Source organism: Kitasatospora sp. NPDC034035, assembly GCF_055575755.1.
This window is the reverse complement of record NZ_JBVISA010000029.1, coordinates 1-24685: the sequence shown is the minus strand read 5'-3', so window position 1 is coordinate 24685 and position 24685 is coordinate 1. Positions and strand designations below refer to the sequence as shown.

The following is a 24685-nucleotide window of genomic DNA, read 5'->3' as shown; positions in this document are numbered from 1 at the left end:
GCTCGGTGTCGCAGGACGTAGCGTCCCGATATGACCGCTGACCACGGGCTCGAGAGCAGCCGGATCATCGCGCCCTGCGGAGCCGGCTTCGCCCAGATTGCTCACCTGTCGTGGGCGAGGCCGACCAATCCGGGCGATGCCAGCCTGCGCATACCGATACGTGGGCTTGACCTGCGGCGACGACTCTCCGAGCCCCGCAGGTGGCCGGTTGCGAGAGCGAGGAGGTCGCCCGGCGCTTCATCCCGGGCACCGTCGCCAAACAGGGCTTCGATGAAGGCGAGTTGACGATCCACTCCGAGCGGGTCGGCGCAACCTGTGGCTGAGGACCCTGGACCGGCTCGGCCTCGGCTTCGACTCCTGGCAGTTCGGCTGCTATCCCGGCTGGAGCCGGGGCGGCAGCCGGCAAACGGGAATTTCGGGGTCACGCCGTCCGGCAGCCTATTATCGCTTCTTGGGCCTGCGGACCTGATCCCCGGCTCACCAGGTACGGAGAGGCGTCACCCGGCCTGCTGCCGATGCGTACCCGAGGAAACCCGTGAGCACCGAACAGTCCGTCCCCGTCCCGCAGGTCCTTCATGAGGCCGGCCGCCGACGGACCTTCGCCGTGATCAGCCATCCGGACGCGGGCAAGTCCACGCTCACCGAGGCGCTGGCGCTGCACGCGCGGGCGATCACTTCTGCCGGTGCGGTGCACGCCAAGGGTGACCGACGCGGCGTGACCAGCGACTGGATGGAGTTGGAACGCGAGCGCGGTATCTCGGTGACCTCGGCCGCATTGCAGTTCGGCTATCGCGACCACGTGATGAACCTGGTCGACACCCCCGGCCACGCCGACTTCTCCGAGGATACCTACCGGGTGCTGGCCGCCGTCGACTGCGCGATCATGCTGGTCGACGCGGCCAAGGGCCTGGAGGAGCAGACCCGCAAGCTTTTCGCGGTCTGCCGCCATCGCGGCGTCCCCGTGATCACCTTCATCAACAAGTGGGACCGGCGCGGCCGGGATGCACTCACCCTGCTCGAGGACATCGAGACGCACCTCGGGATCACCCCCGTCCCGGTCGTCTGGCCGGTGGGCAACGCCGGCAACCTGCGCGGCCTGGTCGAAGCGGGGAACACCGAGCAGATGCTGCGCTACACCAAGGTGCCGGCCGGCACGCACGCCGCCCTCGAGGAGCAGCTCACCTCCGAGGAGGCTGCCGAGCAGGAGGGCGAAGCCTGGACGACCGCGCTGGAGGAACTGGAGCTGGTGCTCTCCTCCGGCCCCGGTTACGACCAGGAGGCCTTCGAGGCCGGCAAGATCAGCCCGGTCTTCTTCGGCGCCGCGCTGACCAACATCGGTGTGAAGCCCCTGCTGGACGCCGTGGTCGACCTCGCGCCGGCTCCCGGGCCCCGCCCGCTGGCCAAGGGCGGCAGCCGCGAGGTCGGCGAGGAGTTCTCCGGTCTGGTGTTCAAGATCCAGGCGAACATGGACCCGGCCCATCGCGACCGGATCGCCTTCGTCCGAGTCTGCTCCGGTGTCTTCGAGCGCGGCATGCACGTCACCCGCGCGGCCAGCGGCCGCTCCTTCGCAACCAAGTACGCACACACCGTCTTCGGGGCCGAGCGCACCGTGGTCGACACCGCGTACCCCGGCGATGTGGTCGGCCTGATCAACGCGAGCGCGCTGCGGGTCGGCGACACCCTCTTCACCGGCAAGAAGACCGAGTTTCCCCCGCTGCCCGCCTTCGCCCCCGAGTACTTCGCGGTGGCACGGCCCAAGGACATCAGCCGTTCCAAGCAGTTCCGCAAGGGGGTCGCCCAACTCGATGAGGAAGGCGTGATCCAGGTGCTGGTCTCCGACCGGCGTGGCGACCAGGCGCCGGTCATGGCTGCGGTCGGCCCGATGCAGTTCGACGTGATCCTGCACCGGATGGAGCACGAGTTCTCTTCCCCGATCGCCCTCGACCAGCTCTCCTACCGCTTGGCCCGGATCACCGACGCCGACGGCGCCGCAGCCCTGGCCAAAGCCCGTCTGACCAACGGCGAGGTGCTCACCCGCCGCTCGGATGACGTGCTGCTGGCCTTGTTCGCCGACAAGTGGCACCTGAACGCCTTCCAGCGCGCCCAACCCGACATCCTGCTCCAGCCGCTGATCGCCACGGCGGACTGATCGCCGACCTCTCGGTACGGCGGCGCCGCTTGGCACGGCGGACGGCGTGGTACGGCCCCTGCCGGGGGTCTTCCGGCGCGCGCCGCCCCTGTGGGTGCCGACCAGTCTGTCCGTGCAGGTCATGCGGCATGTCGGTACTCGTGGAGGGTGCCGCCGAGACGGTCGCGTCCGCGGACGTCCAGCCGGGCGATCCGCCCGGTATCGGCGATCGGGACGGGCCGTGGTGTCAGCGGCGTGTCCTGGCGGAGTGCGTGATGTGGGCGGTGGGTGTTGTAGTGGTCCTCGAACTCCCGCAGTACGTGCAGGAGATGGCGCTGGTTCTAGATCCAACGCCGTGTAGATAGCGCCTCGGCGGCTTCGTCAAGTGGGCTGAAATGGGACGGAGCTCCCTGCTAGAACCGTGTCGACCAAGATCACTGTTCGGCTAGGAGCTCCGTGGGTGCTCAGTCTGTCATCTCTCGCGAGGTTGTGGTTGCCGCAGGGGCGTTCGCGCCGGGCCATCTCGGCGAGTTGACCCGGATCGTGCCGTTCGAGATGGTCGACGAGGCGTTGACACAGACCGGCAGGACGCAGGCCCGGATCCGGGATCTGCCGTCGCGGGTGGTGGTGTATCTGCTGCTGGCCGGGTGCCTGTTCCCCGGGCTCGGCTGGCGGCAGGTGTGGCAACGGCTGACGGCCGGCCTGGACGGTCTGCCGGTCGCCGACCCGACCGGCGGCGCTCTGGCACAGGCCCGCAAACGGGTGGGCGCCGAGCCGCTGCACTGGCTGTTCGACCTGCTGAGCGGCCCGGCCGCCGGAATCCGCACCACAGGAGCGTGGTGGCGGGGGCTGCTGGTCTGCGCGATCGACGGCACGACGATCGCGGTGCCCGACAGCCCGGCGAACCTGACCGAGTACACCAAACACCGCTGCAACAACGGCGGTTCGGGATATCCCGCACTGAGACTACTGGTCCTGGTGTCCTGCGGCACCCGCACCGTCCTGGACGCGGTGTTCGGACCGACCGCAGACGGGGAAACCACCTACGCGCCCCGCCTGCTCCGCAGCCTGCGCGAGGGCATGATCGTGCTGCTGGACCGCAACTTCGCCGCCCAGAGCCTGGTGAGCACCATCGCCACCACCGGCGCCCACGTCCTGGTCCGGGTGAAGAACGGCCGCCACCTGCCCGTCCTTCACCGCAACCGCGACGGCTCCTACCTGTCCAGACTCGGCACCGTCGCGGTTCGCGTCATCGACTGCGAGATCACCATCGCCACGGCCACCGGCCGCCACACCGGCCTCTACCGGATCCTGACCACCCTGACCGACCACCGGACCCATCCCGCCGCGGAACTGATCACGCTGTACCACCAGCGGTGGGAGATCGAGACCACCTACCTGGAGATCAAGTCCACCATCCTGGGCGGCCGCGTCCTGCGTGCCCGCACCCCCGCCGGGATCGCCCAGGAGGTCTACGCGCTGCTGGTCACCTACCAGGTCCTGCGCCTGGCCATGGCCGACTCCACCGGCACCCGTCCCGGCGTCGACCCCGACCGGGCCAGCTTCACCATCGCCCTGAACACCGCCCGCGACCTGGTCATCCAGGCCGCGGGCGTCATCGCGGACACCGTCATCGACCTCGTCGGCACCATCGGCCGACGAGTCCTGGCCGACCTCATGCCCGACCGGCGCATCCGCACCCGACCCCGCGTCGTCAAACGCGCGATCTCCAAGTACAACGCCAAAGGCACCGTCGACCGGACCAGCTACAAGGCCACCATCAGCATCGACATCCTGACCACACCAGACCCGTAACGGACGCTCGCAGCCGCTATCTACACGGCGTTGGTTCTAGATCAGCGTCCGGTCGAGGGGTTCGCGTCGGCAGGTGAGTGCCCGGCGTTCCATTAACGGGGCCATTACGGGCAAAACGCCAGGATGATCACGACCCGCTCACCGCTGACGAATCGAGGTCGACACCGCCATCGACTGCTGACCAAACCAACACGAAGGCCGGGCCCGACGCACACAGTGCGACGGGCCCGGCCTTGTTGCATAGTAGCGGGGACAGGATTTGAACCTGCGACCTCTGGGTTATGAGCCCAGCGAGCTACCGAGCTGCTCCACCCCGCGTCGGTGACACCGACTTTACGGCACAGCCCACACAGAACGAAATCTCATTTCCGCGGCCGTCGAGAAAATGCCTGCGGCAGGTGGCTGCGGCGGCCCAGGAATCCATCATGAGCATCACCTGCCGGATGGCTGGTCACCAGCGGACAGCCCGTACGCAATCGCCGCCTCGGAGACGAATTGGCTCCGGGCGACCGTCGCCCTGACCGTCCACCGCATGCACGGCGACGACACTCAGGTCGGGCGGTTCAGCTCCCGACAGGGGCTGCATGCTGCCAGCGCACCCCACTCCCGTGCACCCGGATTCTCTCCAGGCCTAGCCTGTGCTGTCGGGGCGGCCCGATACGTTTCACCCCATGACGCTGCTGCCCGCCTCGCTGGCGCGGGCGTCCTGGCGGCCCGCGCTGCCGGCACCGGCGTCCTGCGGCCGACCGTGCGGGTCGTTCTCGGCGGAGGGGTGGCCATGGCCATTACCGCCGCGGTCGGGCAGATCGCCAACGTCTCCGGCGTCTGACCGGAGCAGCGGAGGCCCACGCAGCTGCACACTGGTCGGCGCGGACGGCGTCGCACGTCAGCTACTGACCTTGGCGCTTCAAGGTGATGGCGGTGGGAGGTCGAGGGAGAGTCCGGTTCCGGTGAGGAAGCCGTCGAGGATGTCGGAGCGGTACTGCAGTCGCTTGAGACGGTTGTGGACGAGGGCTTCGAGTCGGTCGAGTGCGACGTTGGCGAGGTTCGCGAGGCTGCGTTTGACGTGGGCCCACAGGTACTCGACCGCGTTCAGCTCGGGCGCGTAGGCGGGCAGGATGAACACCGTCAGCCATTCCCGCGCGTCGATCAGGTCGCGCATGGCATGGGAGACGTGGGTGTTGAGCCGGTCCCAGACCAGCACGATCGGCGCTTTTACCAGTTGGTGGATTCCGTCTATCAGGCCGATGTAGTCGCGCTCGGACAGGCTGCGGCGCTCGCCCTTGCGGCCGGTATGGCGTCGCAGCCGGTGGCACAGTCGGGTCCGCGAGCCCGGTCGCATCGCGATCAGCCCGGCCGCCGAGACTCTCCCCGAGCCCCGGCCGCAGACCTTCACGACCGGGGTGATGCCGCGCCGTCCCCACGTGCGTCCCTTGGGCGGTCTGCGGGTGAACCCGGCTTCGTCCTCGAAGCAGAGCCATCCGTCGCAGGCCGCCCGGGCGCTTTTACCTCCGCCCAGGTCACCTCCTTCCACGCGGACACCGCCTGCTCGTCGCGTTCGGCGGCTCGCCGCGCGGGGACCTGCGGGGTGAAGCCGAGACGGTGCATCAGGCGGGTGGCCCCCGAGACGCTGTAGGACACGTGGAACTTCCGGCCGATCAGGGTCGCCACTCGCGCACCGGTCCACGCCTGGTTCTCATCCCAGCCGTGCACGGCCGGCCCTTGCTCGAGGTACTCGGCCAGTTTCTCCTGACATCGCGCCGAGAGCTTGCATCGCTGCCCGCCCGGTCCCCGTGAGGCCAGCGCGCCGGCCCCGTCCTCCCGCCAGGCCTGGTGCCACTGGTAGGCCGATTTCGCGGTCACCCGCAACCTGCGGGCAACCACCTTCGGCGGGACGCCTTCGTCGAACAACGCAGCGGCCTCCAGCCGCACCGTCTCACGGCGCTGACGTGCCTTCGCCGTCAGCCCGCCCCCATCCGCATAGCGCATACCAATGGCATAGCGCGCAAATGACTGCCAGTCAGCTACACAAACAGGCCAATCACCTTGAAGCGCCAAGGTCAGTAAATGTGCCCGGTCCTGCGGGCACCAGCCCCGGCCCGACTGCCACCGGTCGACCACCACGACCGCGCAACCGCTCACGCCCTGGGCCGCTCACCCCGGGCCGGCGCCGGACGAATGGCCGTGGCCGTCCTGCCAGGCGACCGCCCGCATCATCTGTTCCTCGTCGAGGCCGGTCATCACGACCACACGGTCGTACATCTCTTTCTCGTCCAGCGGGCCGAGCAGACGCACCGCCCGGGTGATCTGCCCTGCTCACAGCTCCTCGACCACGAACGGACGGCGCCGGTAGCCGGCGGTGAGCCGCACCAGGTGCGGCTCACCGCACGCGCGCAGCAGCCGCTCGCCGTCGAAGCGCGGATCGGTGTCCACCGCGGAGGAGTCCGGCACCCGCAGCACCACCAGTTCCCGCGCGGGGGCCAGCAGCCCGCACTCGTCGCACAGCTCCGGCGCGTCGTCACCGGAATCGATTCTCGCGGTGCCGTCGGCGCGGGCCATGTCTCCGGTGTACGCCCCCCGCCGCGACCCGCGCGAGCCGAAGCCGTCGAGAGGCAGTGCGACCACCCCGGTCCACCCGGCGGGCAGTGCCGGGCAGGCCCGGTTCCGCGGCGGTCACAGTGAAGCCCAGCCACCCGGGGGGAGGGCAGTTGGGCTGGGACCGGGACCGGATCAGCGTGGACACCGGTCTGCGACCTCGACCGTACGACAGGCCCACTCGACTGGACCGCAGGCACACGCCATCGGCGCGCCGGGGCCGCCGGCGTCAGCAGCAGGGCCTGGCGCGGTCGCAGGTTACGCATCGAACGACGGGAGCAGCGCTGTGTAGCGCTCGCCCGCCGCCTTGACGACAGTGTCGACGTCATCCGGGTGGCCCGGAAAGCCGCCGATCCGGGCGGTTGGTGGCCCAGCCTTCGAGCCGGGCCCGGTCGGCTCCGGGCCGGGACTCCCGGGCCGGAGATCCGAGCGGGTACCCGAGAAACGCCTCCCTGCTGCGGCCGGAGTACCGTGGGTGGGGTCGGGGCGGTCGCACCGCGCGCGCTGCTCGCAGGCATTCCGCCGAAGGACTCGACCGGGGGCCCGGTGCCTCCAGGAGGGGTGCCGCCCGTGGCCGTTCGTGTTCCGGCCGCCCACTGCGCCGTCGTGTCTCACGGCACGAGGTGTCATGTACGTGGCCGATGACTCCCAGCAAAGCCCGGTCGGAGCCGTCGGGAGGGTTACGGTGCCGATCCCGACGGACGGGCCGGGCGAGGTGCTGGTCGGCTTGCGCGGCGGGTCGGAGGTGTTCGCGGCTTGGTCCGCCGGGCCGGTCGCGGTGAACACCCGGGTGGTCGTGACCGACACGATCTCCGCCCGGTCGGTGCTCGTCGAGCCGTTGCCGCCCTGAGTCCGGCGGCCCCGCGGCCCTCGTCGAGCTGTTGCAGGTCAGGTGGTTCGTCATGTTGTTCTGGCACGTGCCCGCGCCCAACGAGGCCATGCTCATCTCCGGTTCCAAGCGGCAGTCGCAGGACACCCAGTTCCGGATCGTCACGGGCCACGGGAGCTTCGTCGTTCCCGTCAAGCAGAAGGCCCGCATGCTGTCCCTGGCCCTGCAGGAGGCGGAGATCGCCGAGGACTGCGTCACCCAGCAGGGCATCCGGCTCACCGTCCGCGCGGTCTGTGTCTTCAAGGTCGGCGACGACGCCGTGTCGATCGCCAACGCGGCCCGGCGCTTCCTGTCCGAGCAGAACCAGATGCAGGAACTGGTCGGACGGATATTCGCGGGCCACCTGCGCTCCATCATCGGTGGGCTGACCGTGGAGCAGATCATCAGGGAACGCAGCCGGGTCGCCCAGGAAGTCATGGCGGGCAGTCACGGCGAGATGGAGAAGCTCGGCATCGTGGTGGACGCCCTGCAGATCCAGGAGATCGAGGACGCCACCGGCTACATCAACAACCTCGCCGCGCCGCACGCGGCGGCGGTGGCCAGTCAGGCCCGGATCGCCCAGGCCAAGGCCGACCAGGAGGCGAGCGAACGGGAGCAGCAGGCCGCCGCGCTCAAGGCCGAGTACGAGCGGGACACCGCGATCAAGCGGGCCGGCTTCCTCGCGGAGACCGAGCAGTCCAGGGCGCGCGCCGCCCAGGCCGGGCCGCTTGCCGAGGCACGGGCCACCCAGGAGGTCACCGAGGAACAGACCGCCCTCGCGCAGCGCAATGCGGCGCTCACGGCGCAGCGGCTGGAGGCGGAGGTGCGGCGCCCCGCCGACGCCGAGGCCTACCGGAAGCGGACGCTGGCCGAGGCGGACCGCGACCGGGTGAAGTTCGAGGCCGACGCCGGCGCCTACACCGAACGGACCCTGGCCCAGGCCCAGGCGGACGCCAACGCCGCCCGCGCGGCGTCACTGCGGGACGGCAACCAGGAGCTGATCGCGGCCAACCGGATCGTGGAGGCCCTCCCCGCACTCGCCGACGCGGCGGCCCGGGGCATGGCGGGCGCCGATCTGACCGTCCTGAACGGCACCGACGGGGTGAACCAGATCGCGGCCGGCATCGCCAGCCAGGGGCTGGCCATCCTACGGTCCCTCCAGCACTCCGCGGCGCCCATGGCGACTTCGACGGCTTCGACGACCGGCGCACCGGTCGCAGACCCGAACGTCAACGGCGGCCCCACGCCCCGCCTCCCCGACCGGAGCTGACCCGGACACTCCGCCGAGAGAGTCGTCGAGGACAGCTCGCAGTGAGCCGGCCAGGCTGGGCACGGTCAGCGCGGCCGCCCCGATGCCCGCCCCGATGACGGTCTGTTCGTCGACGCGGTGAGGAGGTCCACGATGAGGCGCCCGAGTATGCGTGTGGATATAGGCCGGGCGACGCCGGGCGTCCGGCTTCGCGCGGCGGGCAGAACGGGGGCGCCACCGAGCGGAAGCCGGCTGCGTCGTCCATGACGATGCCGGCCTGGTGGACCTGCGGGACGATCACCCCGGCCTGCGCGGGGGCGGACAAGAGGAGCGCGGCGCCGAGCTGCTGCTGCGCTCGGCCGCTCTGGCGTACTACGCCCACGACCTTGACCGGATAAGGCAGTTGGCCGAAGCGGCACTGCGGCAGGGCTTCGACCCGCGGGCCGCACTGCTGCTCGGCACCGCCCTGGGCGAGCTCGGCCGCGCCGACGAGGCGGTGGCCGTACTGGCCCCGGGCCACGCGCGGAGTTTATCGCCCTGCCCACCCCGCAGTCGGCCATCGGTGACGAGGTGTCACGTACTGTTCAAGTTTGTCGCCGGTGCGGCCCGGGACGGGATCGGGGGTGCCTGTTCGACCTGGTTGGGTGCGCGCTCCTGGACGGCGGACCGGCGCGATGATCCAGGGGCGCGCGGCGGTGTCTCCGCGCCATGCGCGGTGCGGCGCGCTCGGCCGAGAACGTGTGAGTCCTGGGTCAGAGTTTGAACATGGCGGCGTAGGGCTGGGTGATGCGTTCCCGCCGCGATCCGAAGTCGACGAGTACCGCGATGTCGCTGTCGCCTTCCACGCCGATGGCCCGGCCGAGGCCGTACTGGTCGTGAGTGACGCGGTCGCCGACGGCGAAGTGCTTGCGCGGTGCTTCGATCCGGGCCTTGAAGGGGCTGGTGGGCAGGACGCGGCGGACTGCTGCAGATTTCGTCATTCCCTGCAGTATGCGCCGGAATTGCGGGAGCGGGTCCTTCCGGCGCATTCCATTTCGGGGTTCGACAGGAATGCCGCGTGCGCTGTCCAGCGGGCCCCCGGATGGCGCAGGCGGGCGTGGCGCCTCAGGGCAGGCGCTCCGCGCGCCCGCGTCGGCCGCCCTCCCCTCCATGGCGTCGGCGGCGCCGGCAGGGCGGGAGGCATGCTCAACGAGGCTGCTCTCCATGTGTGTTGATGGTCCCGGTGCCTCGCGGCCCGTCCTGGACGCCCTCCGCGACGACCTCGACGGATTCCTGGAGCGCACCCCGCCCCCTGGTCTGAGGCGATCATCGACGCTGGCGCCGACGGCCCGCCAGAGCTCGCCGAGCGGGTGGTCGGGGTAGCCGATGGGGCACAGGCCGGAGTGGATGGGTCGGTCGGCCCAGGGTGCCGCAGCGGCTGAACGCGGCGGTCCTCACCCCGCCGGTGACCTGGCTCATGCAGGTGCCGCGGCTGGTGCAGTAGGCCTTCAGGCCCCGGCCGGGCGGCGCCGTCCTGGCTCACCGGGCTGCCGTCGAACCCCAGTGCCTGGCAGGCCGCGGCGGCCTCGGGGGCGAAGTACACGGCGGCCGCGATCGGCTCGACGGCGTTGCGCAGCTGGCGGGCCCGCTTCTGGAAGTCGTTGGCCGTTCGCCTGTCGGTACGGCCGGGCCTTGTGATCGTCGGCGCAGGTTATGCGCCGACCGCGCCGGGTGGTTGGTGACCGGTGACCGGCGCGGTCGATGGTGACGTGGCAGGGCGCCTACGCGATGCCCCGGGCTTCCTCTTCGGCCACGGCGATGGCGATGCCGAGAGCCGCGACGATGTTGCCGGCAGCGGACATCACGCGGGCGGTGCTCACGATGGGAGCGATCGCGACCAGGACGTCCTGCAGCTGACTTGCGGTGAGGTTGGCTCTGAGGGCGGGGTCGATGTGGGCGAGGTAGGACACCCGCGGTGCGTGCATGGCGGCGAGCGCGGCGATGCGCGTGAGGATGAGCATGTTCGGAGGCAGGTCGCATCGCTCGAGCGAGTCGACCGTCATGGCGGCCAGGGTGTCGAGCACGGGGGTTTCGGATCTCCCTCTCGGCGACCACCTCGCGCCCCCGACCACGCCAGGCGTCGTGAAGACCGAACAGACAGCGACAGACGCCATGCGCGACCAGGGCCCCACCCGCGCCGTGGCGAGGGCGAGCGGCGACATCGATCTCGCCGCCGCCTCACCGCGCCGAGCCCTGGCCGACGCGCGGCACTCGCACCGCGAGGTCGTGCTCGACCTGTCGGAGGTGACGTTCATGGACTGCGCGGGCCTGGGCGTCCTCGTCGGGGCCCGCAACCAGGCCGACCGCAGCGGCGGGTGCCTGGTCCTTCGCGGGGCCGGTCGGTCCGTGGCCAGGCTGCTGAAACTCACCGGCCTCGACCGGCGCCTGACCGTCGAGCCCTGACCGGGCCACCGACGGCGTTCGCGCCCACCCACGGGACGGAGGGAGACACACGGTGACTCTTCGATGGGAGGCGTTCCCGGACCAGGTCCAGGAACGCGGCGAATACGACACACCCCAGGAGGCCGAGCGGGCGGCCCGCGTCGTCCTGGCCCTGCTCGGCGCCCACCTGGTCGGCGACGTACGCGCCGAACTGGCCGCGCGCCCGCCCGAGACCCTCGCTCTGATCTTGCTCAACCCCCTGCAGGCCGCCGAATCGCTCAGCCCCGAACGGTTCGTGCGCGCCACCGCGGCCTGGATAGAAGGCGCCACCGAGGTCACCGCCCTGTGGGACATCGGAGCCGTCCTCAGTACCGCAGCCGATGCCGCCGGCGACGACCTCATGAATCAGGTACTGCTCCAACTGCCGCCCGGCTGCGACCTCCTGTTCGGCCGCCCCGCCCCCGGCCAACGCCCCTGACCCGACCGCTTCGCGCCGCCGCGCTGCCCGCGGCGGCCCGCCCGGAAGGCCATCGCCATGACCCGGCACCGCCGCCTGATCCAGCAAGTCCGCACCCTCGGCCGCTACCCCAGCGACGAAGAAGCCGAACGCGTCCTGGACGCGGTCCTCGCCGTGCTCGGCTCCCAGCTCACCGGCGACGAACGCTGCGACCTCGCCGCAGCACTGCCAGGCCAGGCCCGCGCCACCTTCGCCTTCCAGATCCCGCTGCCCGAACCCGTCGCAGTTCCCTTCGTCGAAGCCGTCGCCCGCACCCTGAACACCAGCCTCACCGCAGCCCGGTGGGACGCCTCCTCCGTCCTGGCAGCCCTGGCGGACCTCGCAGGCGAACGGCTCACCGACCGCCTCCTCGCCCACCTGCCCCGCGGCTACGCGCTCCTGTTCGGCCGCGCCGACCTCACCACCGCCGCGTAGCGGCAGCGCAATGTCAGCTCGCCCAGGGGGCGACGCCGCCACACGCCGACGGCGGGGTTGTCCCGTCCGCTGCCGGCCTCCGCCTTCCCGCTACGCGGCACTGAGCGGCCTCGAACGGAAGGGGTGCTTTCGTTGGCCTCGGCGCTCAGACCGAGGCACGCTGAAACTTGCAAGGCCACACGACACGGGCCAGGTGAGCCTGCCGGTCCGGGTAGGCCCGCGCCCGGGGACCGGGCCGCGCGAAGGGAGCCATGATGATCCAGATAGGGGACATCCGCGAGTGGCGTACCCATGACGTCGTCGATGCCGACGGGAGCAAGATCGGGACGCTGGAGGCGATCTACGTGGACACCAGCACGGATGAGCCGGCCATGGCGACCGTCCAGATCGGCATGCCCACCCGGCACCGGCTGGTCTTCGTCCCCTTGAACGACGCGAGCGTCGGACCGGGCTATCTCAAGGTTGCCTACGACAAGGCGCTCGTGAGGGACTGCCCTGCCATCGGCATGGATGACATCCTGCCTGCCGAGGACGAGGACGCCGTCTTCCAGCACTACGGCCTGGCCTACCAGAAGGGTGCCGGCGGCGAGCGGCAGCTCGCCCGCCGCTGAGCGCCCATATGCGGCCGAGGAGGCTCGTCATGGTCCTGATCCTGGCTCTGGTTGTCGTCGCGATCGTGCTGGGCATCATCGGCGCCGTCGCCCACGGATGGGTTTTCCTCCTCGTCATCGCGATCATTCTCTTCGTCGCCGACATGGCCTACGCCGGCATCCGCTGGTCCCGGCGCTCAGGCCGACACCCGACGCGCTGAACCACCACCTGCCCGGCCGCGGTGCGGCGGAAGACCGCAACTTCTGTCACCCACATGTGCGGGCATGCCGCGTGGATGCAGCCCGGCTGCCGCCGCCCCCGCGTCCCGGCCTTCCTCCGTCTCGTTGGACGAGAATGCGGATGCCGCAGTTGCCCGTCGCGCCTCGGACGCCATCACCCGACCTCCTTCACCACCCCGATCGTGGCGGCCTCGGACCCGATCCAGCCCTTCCTCGCTCTCCTGCCCCGGCCCGCTCTCCCATCCTCTTCCGGCGGCGAGGAGAAGCGGGAGTCAGCGACTGGGTCTGTCGTGATCTTGTGGGGTGTCAGGCGGTGGTTTGCGGGTGTCGCGGGGTTCGGGGTGGGGCTCTTCCTCGGGTGGGTGGCCGGCTGCGATGGCTCGTCCGCGTTCCAGCTCGAAGTTGAACTCGAGGCCCAGCAGGATCGCGAGGTTGGAGAACCAGAGCCAGAGGAGGAAGAGGATCACGGCTCCGATGCTGCCGTAGGTGCTGTTGAGGCTGCCGAAGTTGGCGACGTAGAGGGCGAACGCGCCGGATGCGATGATCCAGAGGGCTACGGCGACCAGGCTCCCGGGGAGGATCCAGCGCAGCTTGGGTCGTTTGGCGTTGGGGGCGGCCCAGTAGAGCAGGGTGACCATCGCGATGACGATGATGACGAGGACGGGCCATTTGGCGATGCCCCAGACCTGTACGGCGTTTTCGCTGATTCCGAGGATCTTCCCTGTCTTGGTGGCCAGTGTGCCGGTGAAGACGACACCGGTAGCGGTGAGGGCGAGGAGTACGACGAGGACGATGGTCAGGACGAGTCGTGTGGGCAGGGTCTTCCAGAGTGGGCGGCCTTCGTCTATGCCGTAGACGTGGTTGGCGGCGCGCATGAAGGCCGCGATGTAGCCGGAGGCGGACCACAGGGCGAGTGCGATCCCGATGGCCAGTGCGATGCCTGCCTTGCCCTGGGCGTTCTGGAGTTGCTGCACGACGGTGGTGAGGATCTGGCGGGCGGATCCGGGGCCGAGGTTGCGAATGTGGTCGAGCAGCGGCTTGGTGGCGGAGCTGCCGACCAGCCCCAGGATCGACACCAGGGCGAGCAGAGCGGGGAAGATCGCCAGCAGGCCGTAGTAGGTGAGCGCGGCTGCCGCGTCGCTGAGGCTGTCGGCCTTGAACTGCTTGGTGGTGCGTTTCAGGACGCCCCACCATGACCTCTTGGGCAGGTCGGTCGGACTCTCAGTCGGACCGGCGCCACCGGTGGCGGGCCTGCTCTCGTCAGCTGTCCGGTGTTCGTTCTCGTGTCGTGACATGGGTGCCAACCCGGCGTGTCGAGTGCCTGTGCTGGGGGACGGGGCCTCAGTCCTTGACCACCTGGTAGATCCCGTAGATCACTCCGGGCACGTGGCCGCACAACTGAAGGAGGAAGGCCCAGAGCACCTTGATACTCGGCCCGTCCTTGATCAGCACTGCCAGGAACGGCAGGACCAGGCACAACAGCACCAAAAGGACCTTGACCATGATCATTCCTCGTTCCGAGGCGCGATGGTCGGCGGCATGTTAGCCGCTTTTTCATGGTCTCACCGTCGGCCGCCCGGCGGGGAGGCGCCGAGCCGGAACGGCGGGTACGTGTGGGTGGACAACCCAGGGTGTCCGCGCGCATGGGCTACCCCGGTCGATCCTGCCGTCCCTGTTCGCGCTGGTATCCCGGGCGGCGCGGTTCAACTGTGGGTCTGCAGCAAAAATTTCCGGAGCGCGCCATGATCATCATCATCGGGCTCATCATCCTGGTCGCCGCGGTAGTCGTCGGCGTGGCGGGCATTCTCACCAACACTGGCAGCGGACACGCGCTCACAGGCGGGTACGAGGTATTCGGCTACCACGTCACCGGCTCCACCGGCACGCTGTTCCTGTAGGGCATCATCGTCGGGGCCCTGGCCATGTTCGGACTGAGTCTGCTCCTGGCCGGTGCGCGCCGCACCTCTCGCCGGGGCCGCGCCGCACGCCACGGGCTCAAGGAGTCCCGCCGTGAGACCGCCGCCGGCAGGGAGCGCGACGACCTGATCGGCCAACGCGACACACCGCCCGCGCGGAGACCGCCGCCGGCAAGGAACGCGACGACCTGATCGGCCAACGCGACACCGCCCGCGCGGAGACCGCCGCACAACGGAACGACTCACCTCCAGACGACCCGCATCCCAGCCCCGGCGACGGTCATCGGAGCTGGACGCACCCGTTCGGGCACCGAGCCGCCCACCGGTAGATCGCCGCCACCACATGCGCAGACCACTGACGGGCCACCGCCCCGAAGCGCCCGCCACCCTCGAAGGGCAGCCCCGATGAGTATCGCCAAGAAGATCGCGCACCAGGCCGAAGCGGTCAAAGGCGGCGCCAAGAAGACCGTCGGCCGCGTCACCGGGAACCGGCGCCTGCAGGCCGAAGGCCGCGGTGACCAGGTCAAGGGCAACACCAAGCAGGCCGGAGCGAAGATCAAGGACGCCTTCAAGCACTGATCACCGCGCCCCGCAGGCCCGCCGTGGCGCGCGGGGCACGTCGCTGCCCCGACTCCACTCTGGCCGCGCCATTTGCTCGGCGACGGCATCGACCGTGGTAGTCAGCATCCATGCCGATGCAGTCTCCCGATGCCGAAGGCCGTCCGTCCCTGTTCGGGCGACTGCGCCGGATAGTCCGCCGTTCGCCGGCCGGACGCGGATGGAGGCAGGGCAGCACTCTCGAACTGTGGCAGCGGTCGCTCGGCTTCGCGGCGCTCGGGTTCCTTACGCTCGTGCCGCTGCTGATCGTCATTTCAGCGGCCGATCCGGCGCACGGACAGGGCTTCGCACAATGGCTGGGCGAAGGACTCGGCGTGTCGGCGCCCTCCAGGAAGAAGGTCGAGCAGCTGATCGCCCTGCCCGGCCAGACACTGCGGACCACGACGGCGTTCAGCCTCGCCGCCCTCGCCGTCTTCGGCCTCTCTTTCGGGGCGGCGGTGCAGACCACCTACGAGAAGGTCTGGGGCCTACCACCGGCCCGCTGGTGGGCCAGGTGGCGGCACCTCGTGTGGCTCGCCGCCCTCATCGGGCTCCTCCTCCTGTCCGCCACCACAACCCTGTGGCGGCAGACCCCGGCCGGCGGCCTCGCCGCAGTGCTGAGCGCCACCCTGTTCCTCTGGTGGTCACAGCGGTTGCTGCTCGGCGGACGGGTCCGATGGAGCGCCCTGCTGCCCGGCGCCGTGGCCACGACCGTCGGGCTGCTCGGCCTGAGACTCTTCTCCCGGCTCGTCTTCTCGCCGCTGATCGCCACCAACACCCTCGCCTACGGACCGATCGGCACCGTCCTGGTCATCCAGTCCTGGCTCGTCGGCGTCGGCGCCGTCGTGTACGGCGGCGCACTGACCGGCCGGCTGCTCCACGAAGAACTCCCGCGCGTGGCACGTGCGCTGAAACGGCGAAGGTGAGATCCGAAAATCCCACCTCGAACTTCACCTCGGTGAGGTAGGGCTTCTGCTGTTGCTACCTGAAACCATGTCACGGGTTGTCACACGCCCAGCCTCACTTGCTCGCGCGGCAAGGATCCCGCCGGCCACGGCTGGGTTCCAGGAACAGACATGCCGGCAGCTGTTCGGTTCACAAGATCAACCAGAGGCCTTCCCGCGAGGAAGTCCATCAGCAGGTGTGTCGAGACGACCTGAGCAGGCTCGTTCACCACCTGCTGGCACTCCGGGGGGTGGACATCAGGAGCGACGAAAGCATGCCGTTGAGGTTTGTCAGCAGCCCGCTACGAGGCTAGGCCTCAACCACGGAGTCGTCGTACTGGGCGGCGTCGAAGCGGAGGTCGGGCAGTTCATGCAGGGGTGGTTCGGACTTCGGGGCCGGTGGTCGGCGCCAGTCGTGCCAGAGCACGGTGTCGCCGTCCCGGATGATGGTGACGTGCAGCGCGCCGCAGCAGCCCTCGGTGCACCAGGCTTCGGCGAGTTGTACTTCCCTCGGCTCCTCGGCTCCTCGGCTCCTCGGTCGCCTGGAGCTGGCCTGTGCCGAGCAACTGTTCCGGGCTGTGTGCCACGCCGCGGTCGAAGGCTTCGGCGATCACCGGCATGCCGTCCACGAGGACGCAGGTCTCCACGCCGCCGCGGCTTACGGGATCCAGGACGCATACGTGCCGCGAGCCGGCCGTTCTCGCCGGAGGGCTGGCTTCCGCCGGTCAGTACCTCTGGAGGGCCGTCGCATAGGCGTTGGTGTCACGGTCGCCCAGGGCGTCCGCGAGGGCGAGCACGGCCTGGCCGGGCGTCGCGTGGGCGCGCAGGTCCCTGCACGAGCAGCGAGATCGCGATCGGCGGCATCAGCCTCCCGGCGGTGCTCCAGCTCGGGCTCCGGGTGCGCGGTAGCGCTCCGTGGAGATGGCATGTACGCTGCGTGTCGCTGGTTGGACAGTATGAGGGCCCGGTTGCTGCTCCGTGGGGGGAGTCGCGTCCAGGCCCGGCCGCCGGCCAGGGGTCCGGTTGTGCTCGTGGGGGAGTCTCAGCCGGACCCGCCAGCGGCGGTATCGACGGTATGCCCGGACGGACAGGGCTCCAGTGGTGACAACTGTCCAACAGGGCAGCGGTTCCAGTCGCGTTCGTCCATTGGCCGCCCCGTGCGGCAGGCTGCCGCTGCGGCCCGGCTTCTCGAGCGGCACCGCACACTCATGTCGATGGGGCGGCGCACCGATCGTGGGCGTGCGCATCGCCGGGGGTTGGCCTACTTCGTCCGGGGTGGGAGGCGGAGGGTGAAGCGGGCGCCGCCGCGCGGGTTGGTGCCGACGTCGAGGGTGCCGCTGTGGGCGTGGGCGACCCAGGAGGCGATGGACAGCCCGAGGCCGGTGGAGCCGGAGCCGCTGTGGAAGCGCTGGAAGAGGGAGTCGGCGAGAGCCGGGGGGATGCCGGGGCCGGCGTCGTCGATGGTCACCGTTCCGTCGGCGGCCACGGTGACGTCGACTTCTGCGGGCAGGCCCGGGGCATGGCCGTGGAGGAGCGCGTTGCCGAGCAGGTTGGCCACCGCCCGCCGGAGCAGGTCGGGATCGGCGACCACGACGACCGGTTCGGTGTGGACGCTCACGTGGTGCTCGCCGGTTTCGATGTCGTCGACGACCACCTCGACGAGCTGGTCCAGGCGTAGCGGCTGGCTGGCCAGGGTGCCGACACCGGCCATCAGCCGGGCCCGGGTGAGCAGGCCGTCGATCAGGTCGCCCATCCGGGACGCCAGGCGCACGGTCCGTTCGAGCGCGGCGGTGCGGTGCTCGTCGTCGCGCAGCGCGGTCTCCGCGAGGCCGCGTAGCGATGCGGTGGGTGTGCGCAGGTCGTGGGCGGCGTCGGCGAGGAACTCCTCCTGTTGTTGCAGCGCTGTCAGCGCCGGCCGGATCGCCCGCCCGGAGAGCAGGTGCCCGGCCACGGCGGACAGGGCGACCAGGACCGCACAGCCGGCCACCAGGAGCAGAGCCAGTTTGCGGTGCGCGGCCCGGTCGCCGGTGGTGTCGTCGGCTGCGACCACCGCGCCGGCCGTCGACTGGCCGTTGGCTCCCGCGTAGGGCTCGGCGAGTAGCCGGATCCGGTGGCCGTTGTCGCTGCGTGCGTCGACCACGACGGCCGATCCCTCTCGCACTGCTTCCGCGGCCACCGCTTCCAGGTCCTCGGTGTGGGCTCGGACGCAGGGCTTGCGCGGGGTGTAGGCAACGGTGGGCTGGTCGGCCGTACCGGTCACCACGGTCACCGGCGGGCAGTCGGTCTCCATCCCGTCCTGCAGGGACTGCGCTTCGAGCCGGCCGTCGTCGTCGAAGCTCAGGAGCAGGATCGCCTGGCGGGTCTGCAGGGTGAGCGCGTCGTCGAGCCGGTCGCTCCAGGAGTTGTCGTCGGTGTGGATGGCGAACGCCGCCAGGCCGATCAGTCCGATCGCGCTGGTGAGAGAGAACAGTGCGGTGAGTCGCCGGCGCAGCCGCCGGATCCGGGCCGCTGCCGTCATCCTCGGCCGCCGTCGCCGCTGCCGGGCGGCGCCAGTCGGTAGCCCACCCCGCGGACCGTGTGGATCAGCGGCGGGTCGCCGAGCTTGCGGCGCAGCTGGGAGACCAGCACCTCGACGACGTTGGAGTTCGGCTCGGTCATCTCGTCCCAGCATTTCTCGATCAGGTCGGCGCGGGGTACGGCCTGGTCCGCCCGGGCCGCGAGCAACTCCAGTACGGCGAACTCCTTGCGGGTCAGCATCAACAGCACGCCGTCCCGGTGCACCTGGCGGCGGGCGGTGTCGATCTCCAGGTCGGCGATGTGCTGCACCGGGGGCCGGACGGTGGCCGCCCGTCGGCACAGGCTGTGCACCCGGGCCGCCAGCTCGGGCACCGCGAACGGTTTGACCAGGTAGTCGTCGCCGCCGACGGCGAACCCCTCGACCCGGTCGGCGACCGTGTCCCGGGCGGTGAGGAACAGCACCGGGACGGTCCGCCCGGCTCGGCGCAGCTCGCGCACGTACTCGACGGCGTCCCCGGAGGGCAGCATCCGGTCGAACACCGCGCAGTCGTATTCGGTGACGAACAACGCCTCGTCGGCGGCCGGCAGATCGGCCACCTCGTCGACGGCCAGCCCCTCGCTGCGCAGTGCTGCGGACACGGCAAACCGCAGGTCATCGTCGTCTTCGGCCACCAGTACTCGCACGGCGGTCAGGATAGCCCGATGTGCGGCCCGGGCCGCCCTCATCAAATCCTCAGCTTCGCCCGGCAATCATCTGTGAGGTCACAGCGGAGCGAACCGGCAGGAGCCGAGCAGCGCGGCCGTTCGCCCGGGAGATACGTGGGCGGACCGGCACGCGGCGCCGTGAGACACCCCCGGGCGCGATCCCCCACGCGCCCGGGGACCGCCAGCGGCCCGGCGGATGGAGCCCTCGGCCCAGCCGCCCCGGGCCGCCGAGGTGGTGCCGGTGCCGCTGACCACTGCGGGCGCCGTGCGCAACAACCCTGCCAAGTCCCTCTGGAGTACCCCCATGAAGCACCCGACGAGCAAGCGTGCCGGCCTGATCCTGGCCTTGGCCGCACTCGGCGTCACGGCACTTGCCGGATGCATCCCGGCGTCCGGGGACACGGCTGCGGAGGGCGCCGACACGGCGCCGACCGATTCCGCGCAGCAGAGCGCTTTGCAGACCTTCTACCGGCAGAAGCCGACCTGGACCACGTGCGGCGAGCTGCAGTGCGCCACGTTCACCGTCCCGGTGGACTACGCGCACCCGGAGACCGGCCAGACCTTCACCCTACCGCTGGCCAGGTCCGCCACGGCGGATCCCGCCCAGCGCATGGGCTCCCTGGTCTTCAACCCCGGCGGACCGGGCGAATCCGGGGTCGAGCAACTGAAGTCCGGCGGCCTCTCCTCCTTCAGCGAACGGGCGCGCGCCCGCTTCGACATCGTCAGCTTCGACCCGCGGGGCGTGGCCGGCAGCAAGCCGGCCATCGACTGCGGCTCCTCCGACTCCGCCGACCAGGACCAGCCCGAATCCGACTCCGCCTCGACGAGTGCGTATCCGAAGACCGCCGCCGAACGCAGCGCCGCGCTCGCGGACGCCGAGAAGCAGGTTGCCTCCTGCAAGGCCCGCAGCGGAGCCATCCTGCCGCACGTCGGGACGCTGGACGCGGCCCGCGACATGGACGTGCTGCGCGCGGCTCTCGGCGACGAGAAGCTCAGCTACCTCGGCTGGTCCTACGGCACCTACCTCGGCACCGTCTACGGCGAACTGTTCCCGCACCGGGTCCGCGCGCTCGTCCTCGACGGCGCCGTCGACCCCTCGCTCGACTGGTCCGAGGTCGCCCTCCAGCAGGGCAAAGCCTTCCGGAAGTCGGTGGACGACTACGCTCGGCAGTGCGCCACCGTGGTCCACGACGCCTGCCCCGCCACCACCCCGGACGGAATCCACAAGGTGATCACCGACCTGCACCGGCGGACGGCCAAGCACCCGCTGCGTATCAAGGGCACCACCGAGCGGCTCGACCAGAACATGCTGCTCGCCGCCCTCACCAAGTCGATGTACTCACCCGAGTCCCAGTGGCAGGACCTGTCCGAGGCGCTGCGCGCCGCGCGGGGCGGCGACGGGACGAAACTCGCCGAGATCGCCAGCCCCGGTATATCCGGCAAATCCGCCACGCACGTCCGGTCCGCCCAGGGTGACAGCTCCGACACCGGATCCGACCCGAACACCGCCCCGGAGCAGGCCCCCGACAACTCCTCCGTCGCCATCACCGCTGTCAACTGCCTCGACCAGCCACACCCGAGGGACCCGCAGTCCTACTGGGACCTGCTGGAGCGCGCCAACCAGGAGGCTGGAGTCTTCGGCACCTCCGCCGTGCTCGCCGAACTCACCTGCAAGGACTGGCCCGCCGGACACCAGCAGCCGCACCGCGTGAACGCCAAGGGCCTGCCCCCGGCCCTGGTCGTCGGCACCACCGGCGACCCGGCCACGCCCTACCAGTGGTCGCAGGGCCTCGCCGCCCAACTGCCCGGCGGTATGCTGCTCACCTTCAAGGGGACCGGCCACACCGCCTACGGCCGCAGCAACGCCTGCGTCAACGACGCCGTGGACGCCTACCTCATCGACCTCAAGCCGGTCCCGAGCGGCACGGCCTGCTGAACGGCCGGCACTCCCGTCGCGCCACCCTCGCCCCCGCTCACGGCTCGCACCACTGGAGACCTTCCACATGCCCATCGACATGTCCCTGGACTCCTTGCCCGCGTCAACGCTTTACCAGCCCCTGCAGCCCGACGATCCGGCCGAAGTAGGCGGCTACCGGTTGCACGCCCGGCTCGGGGCAGGCGGCATGGGGCGGGTCTACCTGTCCTACACCCCCGGTGGCCGGCCCGTGGCCCTCAAGACGGTCCGGCCGGAGTTCGCGCAGGACACGGAGTTCCGGGGGCGCTTCGCACAGGAGGTCACCAACGCCCGGCGGATCCATGGGCTGTACACCGCCCAGGTGATCGACTCCGGCGCGGACGACGACGTGCCGTGGCTGGCCACCGCGTACGTTCCGGGCCCGTCGCTGCAACAGGTGGTCCGGGAACACGGCGCGCTACCGGTGCGCACGGTCCTGCTGCTGATGGGCGGGATCGCGGAGGCGCTGCAGGCGATCCACGGCGCCGGAGTCGTGCACCGGGATCTCAAGCCCGCCAACGTGCTGCTCGCGGCCGACGGTCCGCGCGTGATCGACTTCGGCATCGCCCGCGCGGCCGACGCCGTCGCGCTGACCGGCACCGGTTTCCGGATCGGTTCGCCCGCCTTCATGGCGCCCGAGCAGGCCCTGGGCAGGCCGGTCACGCCCGCGACGGACGTCTTCGCGCTGGGTTCTCTGGCGGCGTACACCGCCGGCGGCACCCAGCCGTTCGGCGAGGGACCGGAGACCACGGTGCTGTACCGGGTGGTGAACGAGCAGCCGGATCTCGGCCGTGTCCCGGGCGACCTGCACGCGCTGCTGCTGCGCTGCCTGGCCAAGCAGCCCGAGGACCGGCCGACCCCCGCAGAGATCATCGAGGCCGCCCGCAACCACCCCGCTGCGGGCGGCGGGCTGCGCTTCGCTGACGACTGGCTGCCCACTCAGGTCAGCACCGACATCACCCGCCGCTCCGACCTGCCGCAGGACTTGGCCGCCGCGTTCTCCCCCGACGTCGTCGCCGCCCAGGCCCCGCCCGGCTCCTACGGCGCTGCGCAGCCCCTGCCCGAGGTGCCGACCGCTCTGCTTCCGCCCCCACTGCCGACCGTCGCCGCTCCCGCGATACCCGCGGTGGGCAAGCCCTGCCGCAAGGGCGCGACCTGGAAGACGGTACTGCTGCTGTCGGCGTTGGTGGTGGCTCTCGGTGGCACGGTCGGCGGCGTGCTCCTGTCCCACAAGCTCGACCGGATCCTCGCAGCCACGGGATTGGCCGGCGACAGCCCGACGGCCGGTGACATCGGCCCGGACACGCCGGCACCGGCGGCCGACGGCCCGAGGCCGACCGACCCGGCGAGCCCGGCCACGTACACCGCGGCGTACACCGATGCAATCCTGACCGCACCCGACGACTCCTACGACTTCGACATCGAGACCGGCAAGTTGATCCCCGCGCAGTCCACCGAGTGGTCCGTAGGGCACAACGCCAACGAGTTCCTGATCCCGACGGGAAGCGACGCCGCCATCACCCCCAGCGGGCGGCCAACCCCGGCCGATTGCTCGACGGCCATCGACCGGCAGCCGGCGACGGCCCTCGACTTCAGTGACCTGCCGGCCGGCCGAGCCTTCTGCGTGCGATCGAGAAGCACTCACGCCATCGCGATCGTGCGGGTCATCTCCGTGACCGGCAACGGCCCGGTGAAGGTCTCGATGGACCACTACCGCAGCGACAGCTGACCTCCGCTCCCATCCGGCGGCCGTCGCTGGAGCATGAGCGCCGCGAACGCGGCGGGCGTGTGCGGTGAGGAGGCTCCCGTCCTGAGACGGCTCCGGTCATCGGTTGCTCGGCGCCGAGGAGCCGGGCTTCATCCGGGCACGCGGCGGCGTATTCCGGGGTGATGTCCGCGCACCTATCCGCCGGATCAGGGGTGCCGCCGGGTGCGGGAGCCGACGGCGGGAAGTCAGGGTCGGGGCCGGCGGTGAACCACTTGGTGTCGTCCGCTGCCGGCCGTTGTCATCCGCCTGCCCGCGGGTCTGCGGTCGGCGCGCCCGCGGCTGTCAGGAGGTCGGTGCCGGTACGTGTGTTGGCCGGGTCGGACGCCGCTGTCATCAGCCACTCGGCGGCGGAGGCCTCGGCCTCCGGGGGAATCACCAGGAGCTCCAGGCGTAGAGGGGTGAAGGAGCACACGATCACCTCGTCCGCGTCCTGCTCCTGTTCGAACCACCCGACGTGGATGACATGGCCTGCGACCGGGACGCGCCGGGGGATGGCCGGCCAGTGCATCGGATTCACGGTGACACGGGTGACCTTCCCCCACGTGGGGTCCAGTGCCGTCGCCAGCGGGGGCAGTTCGCGCAGGAGGTCGTGCGAGCGCGGCCACCAGGCCCCGTCCAGCCGGCCGCGCGTGGCGCCCTCGGGTGTCAGTGAGAGGCGGACCGCCGGCTCCGGCCCCGGTGGCTGGGCGGCGGCGGGATCGGAGGTCGCGGTCATGTCGAAACACCTGCCCTGGGCTCGTTCGAGGACGGCCTCGTGCTGCCGCCGGGGCACCGCAGTAGCCCGCAGGCCGTGGACGGTGCGCTCTTCCACCGTACTCCGGCCACAGCCCCGGCATCCGGGGTGAGCAGGGGCGGTCGGTGGGTTGCCGTTGGTCGACCTGCGTCTTCGTGAAGGCCGGCTCGGAGGCCGGGGGAAGTCGCCGGAAACGTCCGAACAACGCATGTACGCATGGGCGCAGAGTGTGCGCACTGTGTTGCCGGGTAGGGCTGCGGCCGGTCACTGCCGAGGGGGCGCCCGCCGTTCTGGCGTGGCGAGGAGGCCGGCGTCGGCCCATCGCAGGTGTAGTCCAGGGTGTCACCGGCGACGTTGTAGGCGGGGTCCAGGATTCCGGCGGCTGCGACCTGCGGGGTGTTCATCGCCGGCGGGGCGTCAGCATGACTTGGCCGTAGTCCTGGAGGAGGATCGAGACGTCCCGGCCACCGATCGCGTGCACTTCTTCGGCCACCGTCGGAGCGATGAGCTGGGACGGCATCTCGTGAGCCCGGTCCAGCAGATTCCCCAGGAGCCGCTCACCGAACCCGTTTCGACCCAGGGAGCCGCCGATTAATTACTTGGCGTCGCCGACGGCGGCCGCAGCCCACCGACACCCAGCCGGCATCGGCGGCAAGGTCGTAGATCCCGTACGGGACCGCCTTCTGGGCGTCCTTCTCGGGAAAGTCGTGGGCA

General features: G+C 70.6%; 24 protein-coding genes, 1 tRNA gene and 2 pseudogenes. 14 read left to right on the top strand and 13 right to left on the bottom strand.

Annotated features, from left to right (window positions below):
- Positions 1-535: 535 nt before the first annotated feature.
- Together ACZ52J_RS32140 and ACZ52J_RS32135 are read left to right on the top strand one after the other, a co-directional pair.
- A complete protein-coding gene (locus tag ACZ52J_RS32140) occupies positions 536-2149 on the top strand; it encodes a peptide chain release factor 3 (protein ID WP_465623743.1) in 1614 nt (537 codons plus the stop codon).
- Positions 2150-2584: 435 nt separating this feature from the next.
- On the top strand, positions 2585-3943 hold the full coding sequence (locus ACZ52J_RS32135; RefSeq protein ID WP_465623742.1) for an IS4 family transposase: 1359 nt from the start codon (positions 2585-2587) through the stop codon (positions 3941-3943).
- A gap of 244 nt (positions 3944-4187) precedes the next feature.
- Here ACZ52J_RS32135 and ACZ52J_RS32130 read toward each other — a convergent pair.
- The 4 genes from ACZ52J_RS32130 to ACZ52J_RS32115 form a co-directional block, all read right to left on the bottom strand.
- Positions 4188-4261: transfer RNA gene (locus ACZ52J_RS32130), tRNA-Met, on the bottom strand.
- Between the two features lie 589 nt (positions 4262-4850).
- A protein-coding gene (locus ACZ52J_RS32125; protein WP_465623829.1) for an IS630 family transposase occupies positions 4851-5932 on the bottom strand; the annotation gives its coding sequence in 2 pieces (ribosomal slippage) (positions 4851-5444 and positions 5447-5932; 1080 coding nt in all).
- Positions 5933-6097: 165 nt separating this feature from the next.
- Complete coding sequence (locus tag ACZ52J_RS32120) at positions 6098-6238, bottom strand: hypothetical protein (RefSeq protein ID WP_354642928.1); 141 nt, start codon at positions 6236-6238, stop codon at positions 6098-6100.
- A gap of 21 nt (positions 6239-6259) precedes the next feature.
- Positions 6260-6502: a hypothetical protein gene (locus ACZ52J_RS32115; RefSeq protein ID WP_465623741.1), complete on the bottom strand. Its 243-nt coding sequence runs from the start codon at positions 6500-6502 to the stop codon at positions 6260-6262.
- A gap of 721 nt (positions 6503-7223) precedes the next feature.
- Between ACZ52J_RS32115 and ACZ52J_RS32110 the strand changes: the two genes are divergently transcribed.
- Together ACZ52J_RS32110 and ACZ52J_RS32105 are read left to right on the top strand one after the other, a co-directional pair.
- Positions 7224-7388 (top strand): hypothetical protein, encoded by a 165-nt coding sequence (locus tag ACZ52J_RS32110; protein ID WP_465623739.1) that lies wholly within the window; start codon positions 7224-7226, stop codon positions 7386-7388.
- 52 nt (positions 7389-7440) lie between these two features.
- Positions 7441-8676: an SPFH domain-containing protein gene (locus ACZ52J_RS32105; protein ID WP_465623738.1), complete on the top strand. Its 1236-nt coding sequence runs from the start codon at positions 7441-7443 to the stop codon at positions 8674-8676.
- Positions 8677-9407: 731 nt separating this feature from the next.
- Here the strand turns inward: ACZ52J_RS32105 and ACZ52J_RS32100 are convergent.
- Both ACZ52J_RS32100 and ACZ52J_RS32095 read right to left on the bottom strand, forming a co-directional pair.
- Positions 9408-9635, bottom strand: coding sequence for a hypothetical protein (locus ACZ52J_RS32100; RefSeq protein ID WP_209415310.1), 228 nt, complete (start codon positions 9633-9635; stop codon positions 9408-9410).
- Between the two features lie 780 nt (positions 9636-10415).
- Positions 10416-10697: a carboxymuconolactone decarboxylase gene (locus tag ACZ52J_RS32095; RefSeq protein WP_465623827.1), complete on the bottom strand. Its 282-nt coding sequence runs from the start codon at positions 10695-10697 to the stop codon at positions 10416-10418.
- Positions 10698-10776: 79 nt separating this feature from the next.
- On the opposite strand from ACZ52J_RS32095, the gene ACZ52J_RS32090 reads away from it, so the two are divergent.
- From ACZ52J_RS32090 to ACZ52J_RS32070, 5 genes are all read left to right on the top strand, one after another.
- The gene (locus ACZ52J_RS32090; RefSeq protein WP_465623736.1) at positions 10777-11097 is read left to right on the top strand and encodes an STAS domain-containing protein; all 321 of its coding nucleotides are present in this window, start codon (positions 10777-10779) and stop codon (positions 11095-11097) included.
- A gap of 52 nt (positions 11098-11149) precedes the next feature.
- Positions 11150-11554: a DUF2267 domain-containing protein gene (locus ACZ52J_RS32085; protein WP_465623735.1), complete on the top strand. Its 405-nt coding sequence runs from the start codon at positions 11150-11152 to the stop codon at positions 11552-11554.
- 57 nt (positions 11555-11611) lie between these two features.
- Positions 11612-12007 (top strand): DUF2267 domain-containing protein, encoded by a 396-nt coding sequence (locus tag ACZ52J_RS32080; RefSeq protein ID WP_465623733.1) that lies wholly within the window; start codon positions 11612-11614, stop codon positions 12005-12007.
- A gap of 254 nt (positions 12008-12261) precedes the next feature.
- Positions 12262-12618 (top strand): PRC-barrel domain-containing protein, encoded by a 357-nt coding sequence (locus tag ACZ52J_RS32075; protein WP_465623826.1) that lies wholly within the window; start codon positions 12262-12264, stop codon positions 12616-12618.
- Positions 12619-12647: 29 nt separating this feature from the next.
- The gene (locus ACZ52J_RS32070; protein WP_465623731.1) at positions 12648-12818 is read left to right on the top strand and encodes a hypothetical protein; all 171 of its coding nucleotides are present in this window, start codon (positions 12648-12650) and stop codon (positions 12816-12818) included.
- 291 nt (positions 12819-13109) lie between these two features.
- On the opposite strand, the gene ACZ52J_RS32065 is transcribed toward ACZ52J_RS32070, so the two are convergent.
- On the bottom strand, positions 13110-14132 hold the full coding sequence (locus tag ACZ52J_RS32065) for a YihY/virulence factor BrkB family protein (protein ID WP_465623730.1): 1023 nt from the start codon (positions 14130-14132) through the stop codon (positions 13110-13112).
- Between the two features lie 46 nt (positions 14133-14178).
- Positions 14179-14340, bottom strand: coding sequence for a YqaE/Pmp3 family membrane protein (locus tag ACZ52J_RS32060; protein ID WP_179852711.1), 162 nt, complete (start codon positions 14338-14340; stop codon positions 14179-14181).
- 239 nt (positions 14341-14579) lie between these two features.
- Here ACZ52J_RS32060 and ACZ52J_RS32055 point away from each other — a divergent pair, with 239 nt between their 5' ends.
- The 3 genes from ACZ52J_RS32055 to ACZ52J_RS32045 all read left to right on the top strand — a co-directional run bounded on the left by ACZ52J_RS32055 (position 14580) and on the right by ACZ52J_RS32045 (position 16276).
- A complete protein-coding gene (locus ACZ52J_RS32055) occupies positions 14580-14735 on the top strand; it encodes a hypothetical protein (RefSeq protein ID WP_465623728.1) in 156 nt (51 codons plus the stop codon).
- Positions 14736-15158: 423 nt separating this feature from the next.
- Entirely contained in the window at positions 15159-15332 is a 174-nt protein-coding gene (locus ACZ52J_RS32050) for a CsbD family protein (protein ID WP_097235668.1), read from the top strand.
- Between the two features lie 110 nt (positions 15333-15442).
- Entirely contained in the window at positions 15443-16276 is an 834-nt protein-coding gene (locus ACZ52J_RS32045; protein WP_097235667.1) for a YhjD/YihY/BrkB family envelope integrity protein, read from the top strand.
- 1279 nt (positions 16277-17555) lie between these two features.
- On the opposite strand, the gene ACZ52J_RS32040 is transcribed toward ACZ52J_RS32045, so the two are convergent.
- Together ACZ52J_RS32040 and ACZ52J_RS32035 are read right to left on the bottom strand one after the other, a co-directional pair.
- The gene (locus tag ACZ52J_RS32040; protein ID WP_465623726.1) at positions 17556-18812 is read right to left on the bottom strand and encodes a sensor histidine kinase; all 1257 of its coding nucleotides are present in this window, start codon (positions 18810-18812) and stop codon (positions 17556-17558) included.
- Positions 18809-19495 (bottom strand): response regulator transcription factor, encoded by a 687-nt coding sequence (locus tag ACZ52J_RS32035; RefSeq protein ID WP_396254328.1) that lies wholly within the window; start codon positions 19493-19495, stop codon positions 18809-18811. Before ACZ52J_RS32035 ends, ACZ52J_RS32040 begins: the two co-directional genes overlap by 4 nt.
- Positions 19496-19820: 325 nt before the next feature.
- On the opposite strand from ACZ52J_RS32035, the gene ACZ52J_RS32030 reads away from it, so the two are divergent.
- A complete protein-coding gene (locus ACZ52J_RS32030; RefSeq protein WP_465623725.1) occupies positions 19821-21452 on the top strand; it encodes an alpha/beta hydrolase in 1632 nt (543 codons plus the stop codon).
- 67 nt (positions 21453-21519) lie between these two features.
- The gene (locus ACZ52J_RS32025) at positions 21520-23199 is read left to right on the top strand and encodes a serine/threonine-protein kinase (protein WP_465623723.1); all 1680 of its coding nucleotides are present in this window, start codon (positions 21520-21522) and stop codon (positions 23197-23199) included.
- A gap of 277 nt (positions 23200-23476) precedes the next feature.
- On the opposite strand, the gene ACZ52J_RS32020 is transcribed toward ACZ52J_RS32025, so the two are convergent.
- The 3 genes and pseudogenes from ACZ52J_RS32020 to ACZ52J_RS32010 all read right to left on the bottom strand — a co-directional run.
- On the bottom strand, positions 23477-23953 hold the full coding sequence (locus tag ACZ52J_RS32020) for a DUF5994 family protein (RefSeq protein WP_465623722.1): 477 nt from the start codon (positions 23951-23953) through the stop codon (positions 23477-23479).
- A 430-nt stretch (positions 23954-24383) separates the two neighbouring features.
- Positions 24384-24563, bottom strand: a pseudogene (locus ACZ52J_RS32015) (serine/threonine-protein phosphatase); the annotation flags it as partial.
- 28 nt (positions 24564-24591) lie between these two features.
- Positions 24592-24685: pseudogene (locus ACZ52J_RS32010) on the bottom strand (ISAzo13-like element transposase-related protein); the annotation flags it as partial.